Source organism: Niallia taxi, assembly GCF_032818155.1.
Taxonomy (GTDB): domain Bacteria; phylum Bacillota; class Bacilli; order Bacillales; family Cytobacillaceae; genus Niallia; species Niallia taxi_A.
Genome location: NZ_CP102589.1, coordinates 468,686 through 485,170, shown reverse-complemented (window position 1 = coordinate 485,170; position 16,485 = coordinate 468,686). Strand labels below are relative to the sequence as shown.

15 protein-coding genes and 4 tRNA genes are annotated in these 16,485 nt (G+C 36.7%); 2 read left to right on the top strand and 17 right to left on the bottom strand.

Annotated elements, in window-relative coordinates; translation table 11 throughout:
• Positions 1-140: 140 nt before the first annotated feature.
• Positions 141-1,103: a helix-turn-helix transcriptional regulator gene (locus tag NQZ71_RS02515; RefSeq protein WP_275008152.1), complete on the bottom strand. Its 963-nt coding sequence runs from the start codon at positions 1,101-1,103 to the stop codon at positions 141-143.
• Positions 1,104-1,212: 109 nt separating this feature from the next.
• Here NQZ71_RS02515 and NQZ71_RS02510 point away from each other — a divergent pair, with 109 nt between their 5' ends.
• Entirely contained in the window at positions 1,213-1,695 is a 483-nt protein-coding gene (locus tag NQZ71_RS02510) for a GyrI-like domain-containing protein (RefSeq protein WP_317011243.1), read from the top strand.
• A 122-nt stretch (positions 1,696-1,817) separates the two neighbouring features.
• Here NQZ71_RS02510 and NQZ71_RS02505 read toward each other — a convergent pair whose 3' ends face one another.
• Positions 1,818-2,696: a radical SAM/SPASM domain-containing protein gene (locus NQZ71_RS02505; protein ID WP_144455159.1), complete on the bottom strand. Its 879-nt coding sequence runs from the start codon at positions 2,694-2,696 to the stop codon at positions 1,818-1,820.
• Positions 2,697-3,055: 359 nt separating this feature from the next.
• Between NQZ71_RS02505 and NQZ71_RS02500 the strand changes: the two genes are divergently transcribed.
• The gene (locus NQZ71_RS02500) at positions 3,056-3,430 is read left to right on the top strand and encodes a hypothetical protein (RefSeq protein WP_275008149.1); all 375 of its coding nucleotides are present in this window, start codon (positions 3,056-3,058) and stop codon (positions 3,428-3,430) included.
• A gap of 144 nt (positions 3,431-3,574) precedes the next feature.
• Here NQZ71_RS02500 and NQZ71_RS02495 read toward each other — a convergent pair whose 3' ends face one another.
• The 15 genes from NQZ71_RS02495 to dnaB all read right to left on the bottom strand — a co-directional run bounded on the left by NQZ71_RS02495 (position 3,575) and on the right by dnaB (position 16,437).
• A complete protein-coding gene (locus NQZ71_RS02495; protein WP_317011241.1) occupies positions 3,575-4,444 on the bottom strand; it encodes an AraC family transcriptional regulator in 870 nt (289 codons plus the stop codon).
• Positions 4,445-4,628: 184 nt separating this feature from the next.
• Complete coding sequence (rlmH, locus tag NQZ71_RS02490) at positions 4,629-5,108, bottom strand: 23S rRNA (pseudouridine(1915)-N(3))-methyltransferase RlmH (RefSeq protein WP_260055180.1); 480 nt, start codon at positions 5,106-5,108, stop codon at positions 4,629-4,631.
• Positions 5,109-5,188: 80 nt separating this feature from the next.
• Positions 5,189-5,350 (bottom strand): CxxH/CxxC protein, encoded by a 162-nt coding sequence (locus NQZ71_RS02485; protein WP_127738826.1) that lies wholly within the window; start codon positions 5,348-5,350, stop codon positions 5,189-5,191.
• A 206-nt stretch (positions 5,351-5,556) separates the two neighbouring features.
• On the bottom strand, positions 5,557-6,762 hold the full coding sequence (locus tag NQZ71_RS02480) for a S1C family serine protease (RefSeq protein ID WP_260055179.1): 1,206 nt from the start codon (positions 6,760-6,762) through the stop codon (positions 5,557-5,559).
• Positions 6,763-7,007: 245 nt separating this feature from the next.
• Positions 7,008-7,796, bottom strand: a complete 789-nt coding sequence (locus tag NQZ71_RS02475; RefSeq protein WP_144454978.1) for an MBL fold metallo-hydrolase — start codon at positions 7,794-7,796, stop codon at positions 7,008-7,010.
• A 7-nt stretch (positions 7,797-7,803) separates the two neighbouring features.
• Positions 7,804-8,616, bottom strand: coding sequence for a two-component system regulatory protein YycI (locus tag NQZ71_RS02470; protein WP_127738823.1), 813 nt, complete (start codon positions 8,614-8,616; stop codon positions 7,804-7,806).
• Positions 8,603-9,925, bottom strand: a complete 1,323-nt coding sequence (locus NQZ71_RS02465) for a YycH family regulatory protein (protein WP_260055178.1) — start codon at positions 9,923-9,925, stop codon at positions 8,603-8,605. The genes NQZ71_RS02470 and NQZ71_RS02465 overlap by 14 nt, the downstream gene beginning before the upstream one ends.
• Positions 9,922-11,754 (bottom strand): cell wall metabolism sensor histidine kinase WalK, encoded by a 1,833-nt coding sequence (gene walK / locus NQZ71_RS02460; protein ID WP_127738821.1) that lies wholly within the window; start codon positions 11,752-11,754, stop codon positions 9,922-9,924. The genes NQZ71_RS02465 and walK overlap by 4 nt, the downstream gene beginning before the upstream one ends.
• Positions 11,755-11,763: 9 nt before the next feature.
• A complete protein-coding gene (gene yycF, locus NQZ71_RS02455; protein WP_317011239.1) occupies positions 11,764-12,474 on the bottom strand; it encodes a response regulator YycF in 711 nt (236 codons plus the stop codon).
• A 493-nt stretch (positions 12,475-12,967) separates the two neighbouring features.
• Positions 12,968-13,040, bottom strand: a tRNA-Phe gene (locus NQZ71_RS02450).
• Between the two features lie 57 nt (positions 13,041-13,097).
• A tRNA-Asp gene (locus NQZ71_RS02445) sits at positions 13,098-13,173 on the bottom strand.
• Between the two features lie 22 nt (positions 13,174-13,195).
• Positions 13,196-13,267: transfer RNA gene (locus tag NQZ71_RS02440), tRNA-Glu, on the bottom strand.
• A 10-nt stretch (positions 13,268-13,277) separates the two neighbouring features.
• Positions 13,278-13,353: transfer RNA gene (locus NQZ71_RS02435), tRNA-Lys, on the bottom strand.
• A 173-nt stretch (positions 13,354-13,526) separates the two neighbouring features.
• Positions 13,527-14,819, bottom strand: coding sequence for an adenylosuccinate synthase (locus tag NQZ71_RS02430; protein WP_127738819.1), 1,293 nt, complete (start codon positions 14,817-14,819; stop codon positions 13,527-13,529).
• A gap of 253 nt (positions 14,820-15,072) precedes the next feature.
• The gene (dnaB, locus tag NQZ71_RS02425; protein WP_127738818.1) at positions 15,073-16,437 is read right to left on the bottom strand and encodes a replicative DNA helicase; all 1,365 of its coding nucleotides are present in this window, start codon (positions 16,435-16,437) and stop codon (positions 15,073-15,075) included.
• Between the last annotated feature and the right edge of the window lie 48 nt (positions 16,438-16,485).

The window sequence follows — 16,485 nt, the reverse complement described above, 5'->3', positions numbered from 1 at the left end:
TCTAACTCTCTTATTTTATACATACCATTCTTTTTAAGAAAGTACATAAGACTATAGAACTGCAAATATTTTACTAATAGATTAATATTGTTGTATTTTTTACATATATTTGCTGTCAATTGTTACAAGAAGAAGTATGCCTATATATCAAATAGGCATACTCTCTCTCTCAATTCTTCTAAAACTTCTTCTGGCACTTCCCTGACTTTAATATCCTTCCCTAAAAAAAGCAGCCAATTTGTTAGTTCAGTTAATTCTTCTGAATTATTAACATGAACAAAGGTCTTTAAAATGGCTGTCGTTTGGTAAGGATTTGTATAAGAAATGGAAGCTTTCAAAGGATGGTATTTTTTAAACTGTGTAATCGCCTTTGGACCAAGCTCTATGACAAGATTAAATACTTCCTGCTGATTATTTAGTTTTTCTAGAATCTTTTTCTTACTTACTCTATTTTTTGTTGGATATGGCTCTACATTTGTAAGATTATCAACAGGAAATATCCTTCTTTTTTCCTCATTCAGATCAAACCCTTCAATAAACCAAAGACTTTTTTCACGATACAGATGCAAAAGAAAAATCGGAAATGATTTAATTTCCTTCTCCTCCCTAAGAGTAACCAGTAAATAACTATCTAAAAGAAGAATTCGAATAATTTTTTCTAATATCGGATGAGGCAGATCTGACAAATCAAGGAGGTCTGGATTATTCGGATTGGTTCCTTCAAAAAGCAAAATTTGATTCAGTAGCACCAAATCATCTTGTTGATTTTCTGAAAGAAGACCAAGTAATTTTTCAGCCAAGGACTGACGACTCTTAAGGTATGGAAGCTGTTGATTTCTTGTGGCCATAAAAGCAATAAAAAGCGCTTTGATCTCAGTATCGGTAAACTGAACATTAGGCAGGACAGAATTGCTCATAACATAATAACCCCCGTCCCTGCCAACCTCAGCGACAAGCGGCATTCCCATTGTTTCAATTTCCTTAATATCCCTAACAGCTGTCGAACGGGAAATATCAAATTCCTGCATGATTTCAGAAATTGTAAATTGGGCACGATTATTAATATAACGCATAATAGTATTAATCCGTTCAATCTTTTTCATTAAGATCTCCTAAACAGTATCATTTTTTGACATGATTTAAAGATATTATATTCATATCAAGTGAAAATACAAGTCATTTGAAAAATTATAAAAAGGGCAGGTTTTGAATATGGCACAGTATACTTTAGAAGAGAAAGAAAGTTTTACAGTATTAGGATTAGGAATCGAGCTAATAAGCGATTATACAGACTATGCTGGCATAAATAAGGAAAAGTCAGACTTTTGGCAAGCCGTCAAACAAGATGGAAGACTAGCCACGTTAAAAGCACTTGCTACAAACGATTATATTTTTGCAGTAAACGAGGCAGTTAACAACAAAATGATGCATTATGCTGGCGTATTAACAGACAAAACGTTACCAGACGAAGCGTCTAGAGTTATCCAATTCCCTAAAGGCCTCTATTTAATTGTTAAAGGAGAAGCACACACAGCTGAGGAGTTGAGCAATCAGCTTACCGGCATTGCCTTTGGTCAAGCCTTACCAGAGGTACAAACCATTGCTTATGTTGGCGGGCCAAATGCGACCGTTGAGATGGAGCAGAAAAACGGAATAGTTTATGGTGAAATGTGGATTCCAGTTGTTGAAAAATAAGTTTAAACTGGAATAATGCGGAGTTTTGACATTAAAGGAGATTTATTAAAGTCTAATTTCAATCAGGATTTTCTCTTCTTTTACCGAAAATCCTGATTGCATATTATTTAAAAAACAGAAAATTACTTTCCAAACCTTTTACGATAACCACATTTCCTGCATAGCTCCTCCACTGCCACTCTTCGTGAAAAACCTTCTACAAGGTTTTTGGCTCTATCCATCTCGATAATATCCGAAAATGAGTTATCATTAATATTGCCAAGATTGATTACACCCTCACCATCAAGGCAACAAGGAATAACGGTGCCGTTTGCTAAAATACCTGCTTGATTTCGCATACCATAGCAGAAGCCTTTGCCATCATCTTCTTCCTCGTGCAATGCAGGCCACTGAAATTCATAATCTTGATTGATGAAGATTCGTTCCGCGATTTTAATGCCGCTTCCTGGTGTGACCTTCTCTTCAATTTTGTAGTCTAGTTCAAATTCTTTCTCGATAATTTCTAATAATTCTCTGTTTCGTTCTCTTTCAATATTCGTCGTATTGTCTTGTGTAAGATTCCATAATCTTAGGGAAACAATTAAATCTGACTGACTTGTCGCTTCTTTAATGAAGGAAAGAACACTTCTCACATACCCTTCCTTATCCTTAGAACCAATATGGCCATCAAAGCTATGAAGTGAAAAATTCATTTGTCTTAGCGCAGGCTTATTTAATAATTTTTCCCTCTTTTTATTAATTAAGGTTCCATTAGTTGTGATATTAACCTTAAAGCCCTTTTCATGGCTTAAGTCTAACAGATCGCCTATTTTAGGATGGAGCAAGGGCTCACCCTTTACATGTAAATAAATATAGTCTGTATGCGGTTTAATCTGGTCTAACCTCTTAGAAAAATCCTCCACAGAAATAAATTGCTTTTGTCGTTCTGTTGGTGGACAAAAGCTGCAGGCAAGATTACATACACTTGTAATCTCTAAATAAAACTTCTTAAATTTTTTCACCATTAATTCCTCACTTTTTTTACTACTAACAACAGGTATTCTAACACTATTACAGCATATTTGTTCATAAATAGAAACATACTTATTCATGGAAACTAACGTTTTGATGCTTTTATTTAATGTACTTGGTTATTCCCGAAAACAAGTTTTTGGTTGGGTTATATACTGCATTGTTTCCATTATATCTTTTTACTAACGAATAAATATCAGTACTAAAAGCAATAATACATATAAAACTACTGTGAGGTATTAATGATATGAAACAGATTATCCTCTGGTTACTCTTGGTATTACCTTGGCTTTCCTTGTTTTTTTTAAAGATGATAACTGTTCGTAGATACATACCGGTCGCTCTATTTATGACCGTAATTCATTCCTTAGCATATCAAGCGGCCCACCATTACGGCTGGTGGAATGAAACAGGCTCCAGCCTGTTTGGATGGGATAAAATTATTCCAGTTCCTTGGGTGTATGGAGCATATTTAGTTATAGTTATCTGGGTATTCCATTTTACTTTCGGGAAATTTTGGTTGTATCTTACTGTTAATATACTTTTGGATGGGGCATTTATGTATATTGTTTACCCAATATGGGAGCGACTTGGACTTGTTTCAGGAAATTCAACCCTGCCTACAATTGCTGTTGTTGCCATGATGGTCGGATTTTCGTTAATCATCTATTTATTTCAATTGTGGCTGGACGGAGCACAATCGAATTTGGATGACCAGAACTAATTTAACGCCTTTCATTTTTATGTACATAAGAACATCAATCCCAAAGTACTTCTGTATTTAACAAAAAGTGAATTCGAAATATCGAATTCACTTTTATTTTATTTGAGGAGACTTAATACAACTCTTATACCTTAAATCTCATAACTACAGCTTAACTTTTTCCTTTATTGGCATCCAAACTTCACTATAGACATTTTCATTCGTACTATCATGCTTTGTAAAAGAGATTCCGGGTAAATCAGCTATTTCATAATCTGAAGATGGCAACCACTCTGAATAAATTTTCGCGGTGGTTTCTTGAAGGGTAGCAGGGAAAGGTCCTTGGTTAGGGAAAATTGCCCATAGGCCTTCTTCAATAGATAGTTGTTCTAAATCAGAAAATGAATTTTCCTTTGTTGTAGCAAAGCCAATCATATGCGTTAAATAACCCTTTTCTTCTAAGTAACCATCATCAAAATCATAGGATATATTCAAGACTTGATGGGGATATAAATCAGCTAACTGATGCATCTCATCTCTTTGCTGCTCGTTAATAGACTGGGCTAGTTCTAAAATCGCATTATTGACACCTTCAAACTGTATAGGCACTCTTTTCGCAACACCGACTAAATTAAACTTCTTTTTCCTTTCAATTTTGAACTCCATAGAAATTCCTCCCCGTATATCGATAAAAAATGAAAATTTGGGAAATGATTTTTGGATTTTATTTTTAGTTACTTCCGAAGGTAAAAAACCACACCATTCACGAAATGCTCTGGAAAATCCCTCAATTGATTGATATCCATATTTAAAGGCAACATCCGTCACCCTCGCACCATTTATTAATTCAACATTCGCAACCGATAATCTTCTGTTTTTGATATACTCATTCAACGACATTCCTGCCATATACGAAAACATTCTTTTAAAATGATAATCAGACATTCCAACTATTTTTGAGATTTCTTTTCCAGATATTTGTTCCGTTAGGTTTTCTTCGATGTAATCCATCAGTTTATTGAATTCCTGTAACATTTCATTTCCCTCCTTTATAGTTACATCTTATTGTAACCATTGATTGTTCACTCGATATTTTATGTATGGAGTTTGTCGGAATACGGTTAAAAAAGTGCTACCATCGATAGATATATTTAATCCATTACTAGTATATTTCATAAAAAAAACAGTCTAACCTAAATTAGACTGTTAAAAACCTCATTTACTTATGATAAGGCTCCCCTCGATTAATCCGAAACGCCCGATAAACCTGCTCCACCAAAATCAAGCGCATCAACTGATGTGGAAAAGTCATCTTACTGAAAGATAGCTTGTCGTCTGCTCTTTGTAAGACTTGGCCACTTAAGCCTAGCGATCCGCCAATAATGAAGGCTACTTTACTTTTCCCGTAGGTTGCGAGCTTGTCCAATGTATCTGCAAGCTCTTCAGAAGACTTTTGCTTACCATCAATTGCTAATGCGATAACATGAGCATCAGCTGGTACCTTTGCAAGTATTCTTTCTCCCTCTTTATCCTTGACTTGAATCATTTCAGCCTCGCTCAAAACCTCTGGTGCCTTTTCATCTGGCACTTCGATTATTTCTATTTTAGAATAGCTTGAAAGCCGTTTTGTATATTCTTCAATTCCTTGTTTTAAATACTTTTCTTTTAATTTCCCAACGGTGATAATCGAGATATTCACAGGTATTCCTCACTTTACAAACATATTATCCACAGAAGTTATCCACATATCCACATTTTTAATCCACATATAGTATGGAATCAAGTGTTCGCCACAACATATATTGCGTTATTTTTACAATATTCACAGGTTGTTGATAACTTTTTTTCAGGTTCTATTTTCTCTAATGATGGGAATGTTTCATAGTCGTTTACGATTGTATCTATTGCTATATCTACATGTTCTTCGCAGCTAAATATCATTTTATATATACTCCTTTGTGTTGATTGCTGTATTTATTCATTTTTAGTCTGTGGATATATTTTATATTTATTATTTAAAAACTTATCCACATTCCATCTTACCATTCCTTGCTTAAACTTCAACTTCTACAGGAAATAATTAAGCTCTTAATAAAGGTTATATCTTTTTTAGAAAAATAAAAAAATAGAAGGGGGCTCCCCTTCTATTACATTTTATCTTCAGAAAGAGTCAATTCTGCTGTTTTCTCTTTTCCTTCTCGATAGTATTTAATTTTGAGCTTATCACCGATTTTTTTATCTGTATACAAATGCTTGCGTAATTCAATTAAATCTTTAATCTTTTTGCCATCAAGCTCAACGATAACGTCTAGTTCCTTCAAGCCTGCTTTCTCTGCAGGAGATTTAGGTGATACAGATTTAATTGCAACACCTGTTGTTAAGTCTTTCGGCAGCTTAAGCGCCTCTTCTTGATAATAACCTGGAATATCACTTACTGACTCAAGCTCAACCCCCATGTAAGGACGTTTAACTTCTCCATACTCTTCAAGATCCTCGATAATTGGAACAGCAGAGTTTATCGGTATTGCTAAGCCAATTCCCTCTACAGAGGACTCTGAGATTTTCATGCTGTTTATTCCAATGAGTTGGCCTTTAATATTAACAAGCGCACCGCCGCTGTTTCCTGGATTAATTGCTGCATCTGTTTGAATAACCTCTGACTGCCAATCAGCAACTCCATCACTATTAATGTCGATTGGGATTGTTCTGTCAAGTCCTGAAACAATCCCCTGTGTTACAGATCCGGAAAATGTCAGGCCAAGAGGATTCCCAATTGCTATAACTGGTTCACCAGATTTTAGAGCATCTGAATTGCCGAACTCGGCAACCTTTGAAATGTCCTTTGAGCTTACCTTAAGTACGGCTAAATCGGTCCAAATATCACTTCCTATAAGCTCTGCGCTAACCTTTTTACCGTCAGCAAGGGTGACCTCAAGCTCTGATGCTCCTTCCACTACGTGGTTATTTGTCACAATATAAGCTGTATCACCACTTTTTCGGTAGATAACACCTGATCCTGTGCCAGCCTCTGACTCGCTGGCATCAGCCCAAAAGCCAGATTCCTGTAAGTTTGTTATCCCAACAACAGCATCTGCGGCAATATCGACTGCCTTTGTAACATCTGTATCAACATCAACAGAAACGCCCTGTGTAATCCCACTAAAATTAGCACCGCTTGTTGAGCCTTGCAGCATGGACAATACTCCTAATTGGGATAAACGGGGGAGCAGGAGGACAATGATTAAGGCACCAATAATTGCACCGATAAAACCGGCAAAGAAATACCCTCTTCTCTTTCGTTGAGGTCTGCTCCTTTTATACTCTTCATAACGAAACTCTTCGTCATTTGTCATTAGTCATACCGCCTTCCTTCTGAACAATTGTTTTCCTAGCTAGTATGTCCTTATTCGTAAAGGCAAGCTATCTATAAATAAGAGCCTTTTAATAAGACACTGATAAGTACCTTATTAATTTTTCCTATTCCTCGCAAAAACAAACAACATAATCAAGAAATTCAAGTCCTAACATTGTATTAAGTAAAAATCCTGCTTATGACATACAAAAAAAGGCAAGCAGATTGGTTCTGCTTGCCTTTTCTTTAAATCGCCATTAAATTGGTCGGTTTTTTTGGATCTGTATCATAAAGTCCTAGCTGGTCTGTTAACTCCACTCCACGCTGTTCTAGCGTTTGTGACACTGACATTCTAGCTAAGTCCTTAATATTGTTATCCATGCTTAAATGTGCCAAATAAATATGCTTTGTGCGATCACCAATAACCTCACTCATTGCAATAGCTGCATCCTCATTAGAAACATGTCCAACATCACTTAATATACGTCTTTTAATATTCCAAGGATATCTTCCCATTCTCAGCATCTGTACATCATGATTGCTTTCAAACACATAAGAATCCGCATTACGAATAATCCCTTTCATACGATCACTCACATAACCTGTGTCAGTAATGAGCACAAGCTTCTTTTCTCCTTGGTGGAAAACATAAAACATTGGCTCTGCTGCATCATGAGACACTCCGAAAGACTCAATGGAGACATCTCCGAACGTTTTGACTGTTTCCATATCAAATTGAAACTTTTGCTCAACAGGAATTGTCCCGATCAAGGGCTCCATTGCCTTCCACGTTTTTTCGTTCGCGTAAATCGGCAGGTTATACTTCCTTGCAATAATTCCAACACCTTTAATATGATCACTATGTTCATGTGTAACAAATATACCCGAAAGCTTGTCCATTTTTCGATCAATGCCTTGAAACAATGTTTCCATTTGTTTTCCGCTCAAACCTGCATCAACTAAAAATGCATGTTCCCCTGATTCTACATAAATAGCATTGCCTGTACTCCCACTCGCGAGAACACTAAAATGCATGTTTTGTTCACTCCAATTTCGTCTCTTCCATCCCTGGCTTTATAATCTCCCCATTTAACGCATTGACATAGAGATTTTTCTGTCCTTTTAAAGTAATTTTCCAAGTTGGTGCCAGCAGCTGCACAGATGGTGCATTCTGCTGTGAATAATAGCCAAGCTCTACATTGGAGATGTATGTGTTCATTTCCAAGTAGGCATTCTTGTAGAGCGCGTAAATAGCCTCTAACGGCTTTACTAACGTTTCCTTCTCATCAAATTCTTTAATGTCCTGCAGATAGGTTTGATTATAGGATACGATGTTATTTTCTTCATTTACTAAAAAGGTTAGTTCCCCTTTTAAGTTATGATATAGTGTTTTGCCATTATACTGTTGATAATAGGTGATTGTATTGTCCTTCTTTTCCCAAAAGACATATTGATCACCGTTTAAAATATGACTTCTAATATACTCAACTAATTCTTCCTTCTTAAAATCATCACTTAGCTTGATTGGTTTTTCTAAAATAGATTGAAGCATGATGGAATCTTGGACTTTTATGCTTTGGCCGCTTAGTGTACTCTTTTCCAGCTTCTCCAAATCTTCATCACTGAACGTCATTGATTTAGCAGTTAAGTACTGGCCTTTTTCGATATCAGATGGAAACTTATCCTCGTCATACTTAATTCCATCAAGTGCTAAAGTTTTGGAGATTGGTGTTTCTGGCTCCTCGGTCTCAAATTGCTGTGTATCTTTTTTCAGCTTTGTATATTCATAAATCAAATAAATATCCAAAAGCAAGAAGGCAACAATAAAAATAGTTTTAATTTTACTCCAATCCACTTTTACTGCCCCCTGTCTCGCCTTCTCCTAACTGATGCCATTCTCCATTATATAAGTAAAACCAGCTTGGCTCTAAATAAGCATAGCTTGGGTTGGTTATTACCATATCATAGCCTGACACGATATCCTCCAGCTTATTAGGATCAAAATTTTTCGAGGATTGTATTTCCTTTAATACAGAACTGCCTGAATCAAGCTTTTGGGCTGTCGCATCAATTGGATTTGGTGTTATAGCCACATTGCTTGTAATGAATTGTTCTACTTTATTATTTTCCCATGAAACCTGGATAGTAGATAAATCCTTTTTTAAGTTGAATACTGGAAAACCAGATTCATCATAAATACGGAAATTAACCATATTCTTATCATTATTATCTACAAATAAATAATTATTGACCCAGCCGCCATGATCATTTACAAAATCAATACTGTTTTCAATTATTTGATTTGGACTTAACTCATTTGTAAGGGTCCCAGATGGTTTTAGAAATTTGACGACATGAGTGTCCTTTTCTATTCTCAGCATGCTTGACTCATCTGTATACACTTCTTCATTCGTCTCCACACTCTTTTGAGCATTACTAGGAACGCTGAACATTGCATTTTTCAGCCTCGAGGAATCCACTGTTTCACTCTTATATATATATTTATTTATTTCTGTTTTTCCTTTTGGCAAGTAGATCAGATTATTATCTGTCTGATAGCTGAAGTAAGGATTATAGGAAGTATCCTCTGCAGTAATGTTATCCTGGAAGTCTTTAATGTTATTAATATAACTTACAGATATACTGCTTTTGTACACCTTGCCTTCTTTCTTTGAAATAAAGTAAACTGCTCCTTCATCCTCTTTTACAAGATTATAGGACACAAGGATAGTATCAAAATTAAACAAATTACTTTCATCCATTTGAAGAATATCTCGGTAAAGGCTAAAAGGAATTTGACCTGGAAACCGAATTTCCATGCTGTTTTCTTCATCTTCAATAAAGTTAGGGATGTCGTTTATTTCTTCGGAAATATTTGTTAGGCTTCCGTATTCAACTGTTTTTAAAACGTTAAGTACAGAATTAATTTCATCCATTGAAATTGTACCATATATTTCTCCATCTATATGCTGGAAAATTCTATCGGGCCGAACAATGTCTGCGACCTCTTGTTTGCTGCCAATTTTCTCTGTTTCAACAATATTATCATTCGGATCTTCTGCTGTATTACCTTGATCTGTCCATAGTAGATAATACATAAGCAGACTCAGCATCACTAATATTGTTAGTACTAGACTTTTTACATTTTCATAATTCATATTCATACCCAATCATCCTCTTCTGATTGAATATAAGGGAGTGTAAAGGAAATTTTCGTTCCTTTTCCTTCTTTACTCGATGCCCAAATTCTTCCCCCGTGTGCTTCAACCATTTCCTTTGCAATAGCCAAACCTAAGCCTGTACCACCAAGTCTTCTGGTTCTCGCTTTGTCAACACGGTAAAAGCGATCAAAGATTTTGCTGATATTTTCCTTCGGTATACCGACACCGTTATCTGCAACACTTACAATTAACTGCTGCTCTTGCTCTTTTATGGTAAAGGTAATTTTGCCGCCTTCTGGGGAATACTTCATTGCATTTGAAATAATATTATCAAGAACTTGTGTTAATTTATCCTCATCAATTTCTACAAAGGCTACATGTTTTGGCAGCTTCCGTTCAAAAGTGACATTCTGTTCCTTTGTCAGCTCGAATCTATCAATAATCCTGTTATAGAAAACAATAAAATCAACTAATTCTTTATTCAGCTTGTAGTCCCTGCTGTCAAGCTTAGAAAGCTGAAGTAAATCATTCACAAGACGAATCATTCGTTCTGTTTCATTTTGCGTGACCTCTAAAAATTTAGGGGCAAGTCCATCATCCTGCCAGGCTCCCTCTGCAAGTGCCTCAACATAGCTTCTCATTGTCGTTAACGGCGTCCTGAGTTCGTGCGATACATTTGCCACAAACTCTTTCCGTTCCATATCAATTTTCTCCTGCTCTGTAATATCATGAAGAACAGTTATTAAACCATTAACAAAACCAGTCTCCTTTTGAATAACAGAAAAGTTTGCCCGAAGAATATATGGTTCATAGTTTGTACTATAATCAAGAATTACTGATTCTCTCTCTTCTAAAAGCTCATCAAAAGTATATTTATCCTTTAAGCCAAGTAAATGTATAATCGGCTCAGACAAGACTGTTTCACGTGAAACGTCCAGCATTTTAGCGGCAGGCTCATTTATAAGGATAATTCTGCCTTTCCGGTCTGTAGCAATAACACCATCTGTCATATAAGATAAAACAGATGACAGCTTCCTTCTTTCACTCTCAGTAGAAGCCTGTGACTCTTGAAGTTTTTTCGTTAGGTTGTTAAAGGTAATTGCCAGTTGACCAATTTCGTCAAAGCCGTACACTTTAACCTTTTGAGAGAAGTTCCCTTTTGAAAGGGCAAAGGCATGCTTTTGCATGTCCGAAATCGGTCTAGTAATTGTTCTAGCCAGTAATATTCCAAGTATTGCAGTAACAATCAGAGTGATAACAGTTCCTTTTTGAAAGATGCTGTTAATATTATCAAGACTGTCATACACTTCTTGAATTTTCCCGACCGTATAAATAACTCCAACCGTCTCCCCGCCCTGTGGACGAATCGGTGTAATTAGGACATATTCCTTTTTATTGTTTTCGACCCGAATGAAAGAATTCGATTGGGAGGAATTAGACATAGCCCTTCTAACTTTAGTATCCACCATTCTCTGGCCGACCAATGATTGTTTTTCGGGATCTGATGTCCCAATAATAATCGAGTTATTAGTGATTACTCTAATTTCTTGAATATCTGTAGCATTATTATTTTCGCTTAACAGCCTTTTTACATCATCTTCAAGTGTTGTTCCCGTGCCTTCAACAGGACGCTCCTTTACGAGCTGCTCCTCCATATAAATGGATAGAATATTTACCTTTTCCTGAATAGAGGTCTTAAAGTTTTCAATTAATGTAGACTGAAGCTTTTGGACAAAGTACACACCGATAATCTGAATCGATATAAGTATGAGCAATACAATTATTATCATTAGCTTTACATGAATTGATCTAAAAAAACTAACTTTTTTCATTAATATCTATTACTCCTGTTCAGGATTACGCAAGTAGTACCCTACGCCTCTTCTCGTTACAATCCAGGATGGATGACTTGGGTTATCCTCTATTTTTTCTCTCAGTCTTCGCACAGTTACATCCACTGTTCTCACATCTCCATAATAGTCATATCCCCACACTGTTTGCAGCAAATGCTCTCTCGTCATTACCTGACCAATGTGTTTAGCCAAATAATGAAGAAGCTCGAACTCACGATGTGTGAGCTCAATCATTTCTCCTCTTTTAGAAACGATATAAGCATCCGGGTGAATGATTAAAGATCCTACTTCAATCTCGTTTGATTCATTTTCCTCTTCTGAAGCAGCTGGAACCTGCTGATGACGTCTCAAGTTCGCCTTTACGCGGGCAATCAGCTCTCTTGTGCTGAAAGGCTTTGTGACATAATCATCTGCACCGAGCTCAAGTCCAAGTACTTTGTCAATCTCAGAGTCTTTAGCTGTTAGCATAATGATTGGCATTTCATACTTCTTGCGAATCTCTCGACATACTTCCATCCCATCTCGCTGTGGAAGCATGATATCAAGTAAAACTAAATCTGGTTGTACTTCTTCTACCATTTCTAAGGCTGCATTGCCATCATAAGCACAATGAACTTCAAATCCTTCTTTTTTTAGATTAAATTGCAGAATATCCGCAATCGGTTTTTCATCATCTACTACAAGTATTTTTTTATTCATGCACACTTATCTCCTTCAATGTAATCTGTCTATTATAAGTTATGTTATTTCAAGGGTTTGTTCTACTTTCTACTTTACCATTTTCATTTTATATATTCACTTTTTTTCTATTCTACTCTACTTCCACTATTTCATTACAACTATTAAGCAATACTTGCTTCCTTATAATTTGAAAAACCCTCCAAAATAGAGGGTTAATAAATTTTCTATATTAATGAAACCTTTTCGTATATTCAATCGTTTAATTAGATGTAGTTTCATTTTCCTTTTTTGCGGTTGATAGGCATTTACTTGCCTCTCACCGCCTTTTTTTATTTCATTGATTCAGTCCTCTAGAACTGCATAAAATCATGCCTTCTATCATTTTAACATACTTTCAATCCCTATCTTGGAAACGTTGCATTATTGTAATCGAATTGTATTATTGTTAAAGTAATGATTTGGGCAAATAAAAAAACAACTATAGCAATTGTATAGTTGTTTTTTCAAAGGATGGCTCAGGACGGAATCGAACCGCCGACACAAGGATTTTCAGTCCTTTGCTCTACCGACTGAGCTACTGAGCCACATTAATATTTCTATATAATTTATGTGAAATATGCAGAAAGCATATGAAACAAAAATGGCGGTCCCGACGGGAATCGAACCCGCGATCTCCTGCGTGACAGGCAGGCATGTTAACCGCTACACCACGGGACCAGATAAATCTATATATATAAAATGACCCATACGGGATTCGAACCCGTGTTACCGCCGTGAAAGGGCGGTGTCTTAACCGCTTGACCAATGGGCCATATTAGAAATGGTGAGTCATGCAGGATTCGAACCTGCGACCCTCTGATTAAAAGTCAGATGCTCTACCAACTGAGCTAATGACTCGCTATTATTAAAGAGAACTTGCAGATTTTTTTCTGCTTTATTTCGCTTCATTGGCGACGCTTTTTATATTACCATGCTTATTATATAAATGGCAATACTTTTTACAAAAAAAATTAAAAAAATATTTAGGAGCCGCTCTTAAAAGCGGCTCCTTCACATAAAATAATCTTTTTTTAGCTTTGTCTCCATGGACTGTGAACAACATTTGTTTGGCTTCTGTCTGGTCCTACTGAGAAAATAGACAACGGAATACCTGTAAGCTGTGCAACTCTTTCTAAGTAATGACGTGCATTTGCAGGCAATTCACTTAGTGATTTGCAGCCAGTAATGTCCTCTGTCCAGCCTGGAAGCTCTTCGAATACTGGTTCACATTGTGCCAATACTTTAAGGCTTGCAGGGAACTCCTCCATTACTTCTCCATTGTATTTATAAGCAACACAGATTTTAAGTGTTTCAATACCTGTCAGAACGTCGATAGAGTTCAGAGAAAGGTCTGTAATGCCGCTAACTCTGCGAGCATGACGTACAACGACACTATCAAACCAGCCAACACGACGAGGTCTTCCTGTTGTTGTACCGTATTCACGACCAACTTCCCTAATTTGGTGACCAATTTCATTATCAAGCTCTGTAGGGAAAGGACCATCACCAACCCTTGTTGTATAAGCTTTAGAAACTCCGACAACATGCTTGATTTTCGTTGGACCAACACCAGAACCAATTGTAACTCCACCAGCAACAGGGTTAGAAGAAGTAACGAATGGATACGTACCTTGGTCGATATCAAGCATTACGCCTTGTGCCCCTTCAAACAATACTCTTCTGCCTTCATCTAAGGAATCATTCAAAACAACAGAAGTATCACAAACATAATGTTTGATTAGCTGTCCATATTCATAATACTCATCAAGAATATCCTCTAATTTAAAGCCCTCTGTCTCATAAATGCGCTCAAGAAGACGGTTTTTCTCTAATAGGTTACGCTCAAGCTTTTCTTCAAAGATTTCTCTATCAAGAAGATCTGCAATACGGATACCAATTCTAGCTGCTTTATCCATATAAGCAGGACCGATTCCTTTTTTAGTTGTACCAATTTTATTAGCACCTTTGCTCTCTTCTTCCACTTCATCTAGTTTTAAATGATAAGGTAGGATTACATGAGCACGGTTGCTAATTCTTAAGTTATCTGTCGTTACGCCTCTATCATGCAAATATTTTAATTCAGTTAGTAGCGCTTTCGGATCTACTACCATTCCATTACCGATAACACAGATTTTTTCGCTGTAGAATATTCCAGATGGAATCAAGTGTAATTTATATGTTTCACCATTGAATTTAATTGTGTGACCTGCATTATTACCGCCTTGGTAGCGAGCAATAACTTCAGCATTTTCTGACAAAAAGTCAGTAATCTTTCCTTTACCTTCGTCTCCCCATTGTGTTCCAACAACCACGACTGATGACATATTCCAAAGCACCTCCAAAGGTTACTATAATATTTATATTTATTATCAAACAAACCTATTTTACCAATTTTCGTATGCAAAAGTCAACAAAACACGAACATTCAAAACAAGAAAATTAATTTATGTTCGTAATCATTCTACTAATATAGATTTTACTAACTATTTACCAAGCTATCAAACTTGAAATATAGCTGGTTTTTTCAAATAAAAAAGCAGATTGGCTTTAAAACAACCAATCTGCTTTTTATTTTGATTATGCGCCAGGTGGCATGGAAGGATCATCAAAACGCCGTTCTAAATTGACGAATTTATTATATTCCTTCACAAAGGCTAACTGTACTGTTCCAGTTGGTCCATTCCTTTGTTTAGCGATGATAATTTCAATGATATTTTTGCTTTCTGATTCTTTGTCATAGTAGTCATCACGATACAGGAATGCCACGATATCTGCATCCTGCTCAATACTTCCTGATTCCCTTATATCAGACATCATCGGTCTTTTATCTTGTCTCTGCTCTACTCCACGAGAAAGCTGAGACAATGCAATAACTGGTACCTGTAACTCACGGGCAAGCTGTTTAAGAGAACGGGAAATTTCTGAAACTTCCTGTTGTCTGTTTTCGCCAGAACGCCCGCTTCCAAGGATAAGCTGCAAGTAATCAATTAGAATCATCCCAAGACCATGCTCCTGCTTTAGCCTACGGCACTTAGAACGGATATCAGTGATTTTAACCCCTGGGGTATCATCAATGAATATACCGGCATTAGACAGGCTTCCCATTGCCATAGTCAGCTTGCCCCAATCCTCGTCAGTCAATGACCCAGTACGAAGACGTTGTGCATCAATATTTCCCTCCGCACATAGCATACGCATAACAAGCTGCTCTGCACCCATCTCAAGACTAAATATCGCTACATTTTCACCAGTAGTTGTGGCTACGTTTTGAGCGATATTCAAGGCAAAGGCCGTCTTACCAACAGAAGGACGCGCCCCTACAATAATTAAGTCATTTCGTTGGAAACCAGCTGTCATTTTATCAAGCTCTGCGAATCCTGTAGCAATACCAGTTATATCACCTTGGCGGTTATGCATGAGCTCAATATTGTCATATGTTCGTACTAATACATCCTTAATATTATGGAACGCCCCAGCGTTCTTTCTCTGGGCAACCTCAAGTATGTTTTTTTCTGCCTCGCTCAAAAGCACCTCTACTTCATCTTCCCGAGCATAGCCATCCTGTGCTATATCAGTAGCTGTCCGTATCAGTCTTCGCAGCAACGATTTTTCTTCAACTATCTTCGCATAATACTCAATATTAGCTGCGGTAGGAACAGACGCTGCCAGTTCACTTAAATAGCTGACACCGCCAGTATCCTCAAGATTATTACCTGCAGATAGCTCTGCAGTGACAGTTATAAGGTCAACAGCCTTTCCTCCGTCATTTAACTTCAGCATTGCTGTATAGATTCTTTGGTGTGCCCCTCTATAAAAATCCTCAGGAATAAGAATTTCCGAAGCAAGTGTTAAGCTTTGTGGTTCTAAGAATATCGCCCCAAGTACTGCTTGCTCTGCTTCAATATTTTGCGGGGGTACTCTATCATGGAGCATTTCACTCATAAAATTTAAAACCTCCTTTATTGGGAGAGGATAACATCAATATATACT

Coding starts and splice junctions, on each gene's coding strand:
- NQZ71_RS02515 (WP_275008152.1), bottom strand. CDS start 1,103: ATGAAAAAGATTGAACGGATTAATACTATTATGCGTTATATTAATAAT.
- NQZ71_RS02510 (WP_317011243.1), top strand. CDS start 1,213: ATGGCACAGTATACTTTAGAAGAGAAAGAAAGTTTTACAGTATTAGGA.
- NQZ71_RS02500 (WP_275008149.1), top strand. CDS start 3,056: ATGACCGTAATTCATTCCTTAGCATATCAAGCGGCCCACCATTACGGC.
- NQZ71_RS02495 (WP_317011241.1), bottom strand. CDS start 4,444: ATGTTACAGGAATTCAATAAACTGATGGATTACATCGAAGAAAACCTA.
- NQZ71_RS02485 (WP_127738826.1), bottom strand. CDS start 5,350: ATGATATTTAGCTGCGAAGAACATGTAGATATAGCAATAGATACAATC.
- NQZ71_RS02480 (WP_260055179.1), bottom strand. CDS start 6,762: ATGACAAATGACGAAGAGTTTCGTTATGAAGAGTATAAAAGGAGCAGA.
- NQZ71_RS02475 (WP_144454978.1), bottom strand. CDS start 7,796: ATGCATTTTAGTGTTCTCGCGAGTGGGAGTACAGGCAATGCTATTTAT.
- NQZ71_RS02465 (WP_260055178.1), bottom strand. CDS start 9,925: ATGAATATGAATTATGAAAATGTAAAAAGTCTAGTACTAACAATATTA.
- walK (WP_127738821.1), bottom strand. CDS start 11,754: ATGAAAAAAGTTAGTTTTTTTAGATCAATTCATGTAAAGCTAATGATA.
- yycF (WP_317011239.1), bottom strand. CDS start 12,474: ATGAATAAAAAAATACTTGTAGTAGATGATGAAAAACCGATTGCGGAT.
- NQZ71_RS02430 (WP_127738819.1), bottom strand. CDS start 14,819: ATGTCATCAGTCGTGGTTGTTGGAACACAATGGGGAGACGAAGGTAAA.
- dnaB (WP_127738818.1), bottom strand. CDS start 16,437: ATGAGTGAAATGCTCCATGATAGAGTACCCCCGCAAAATATTGAAGCA.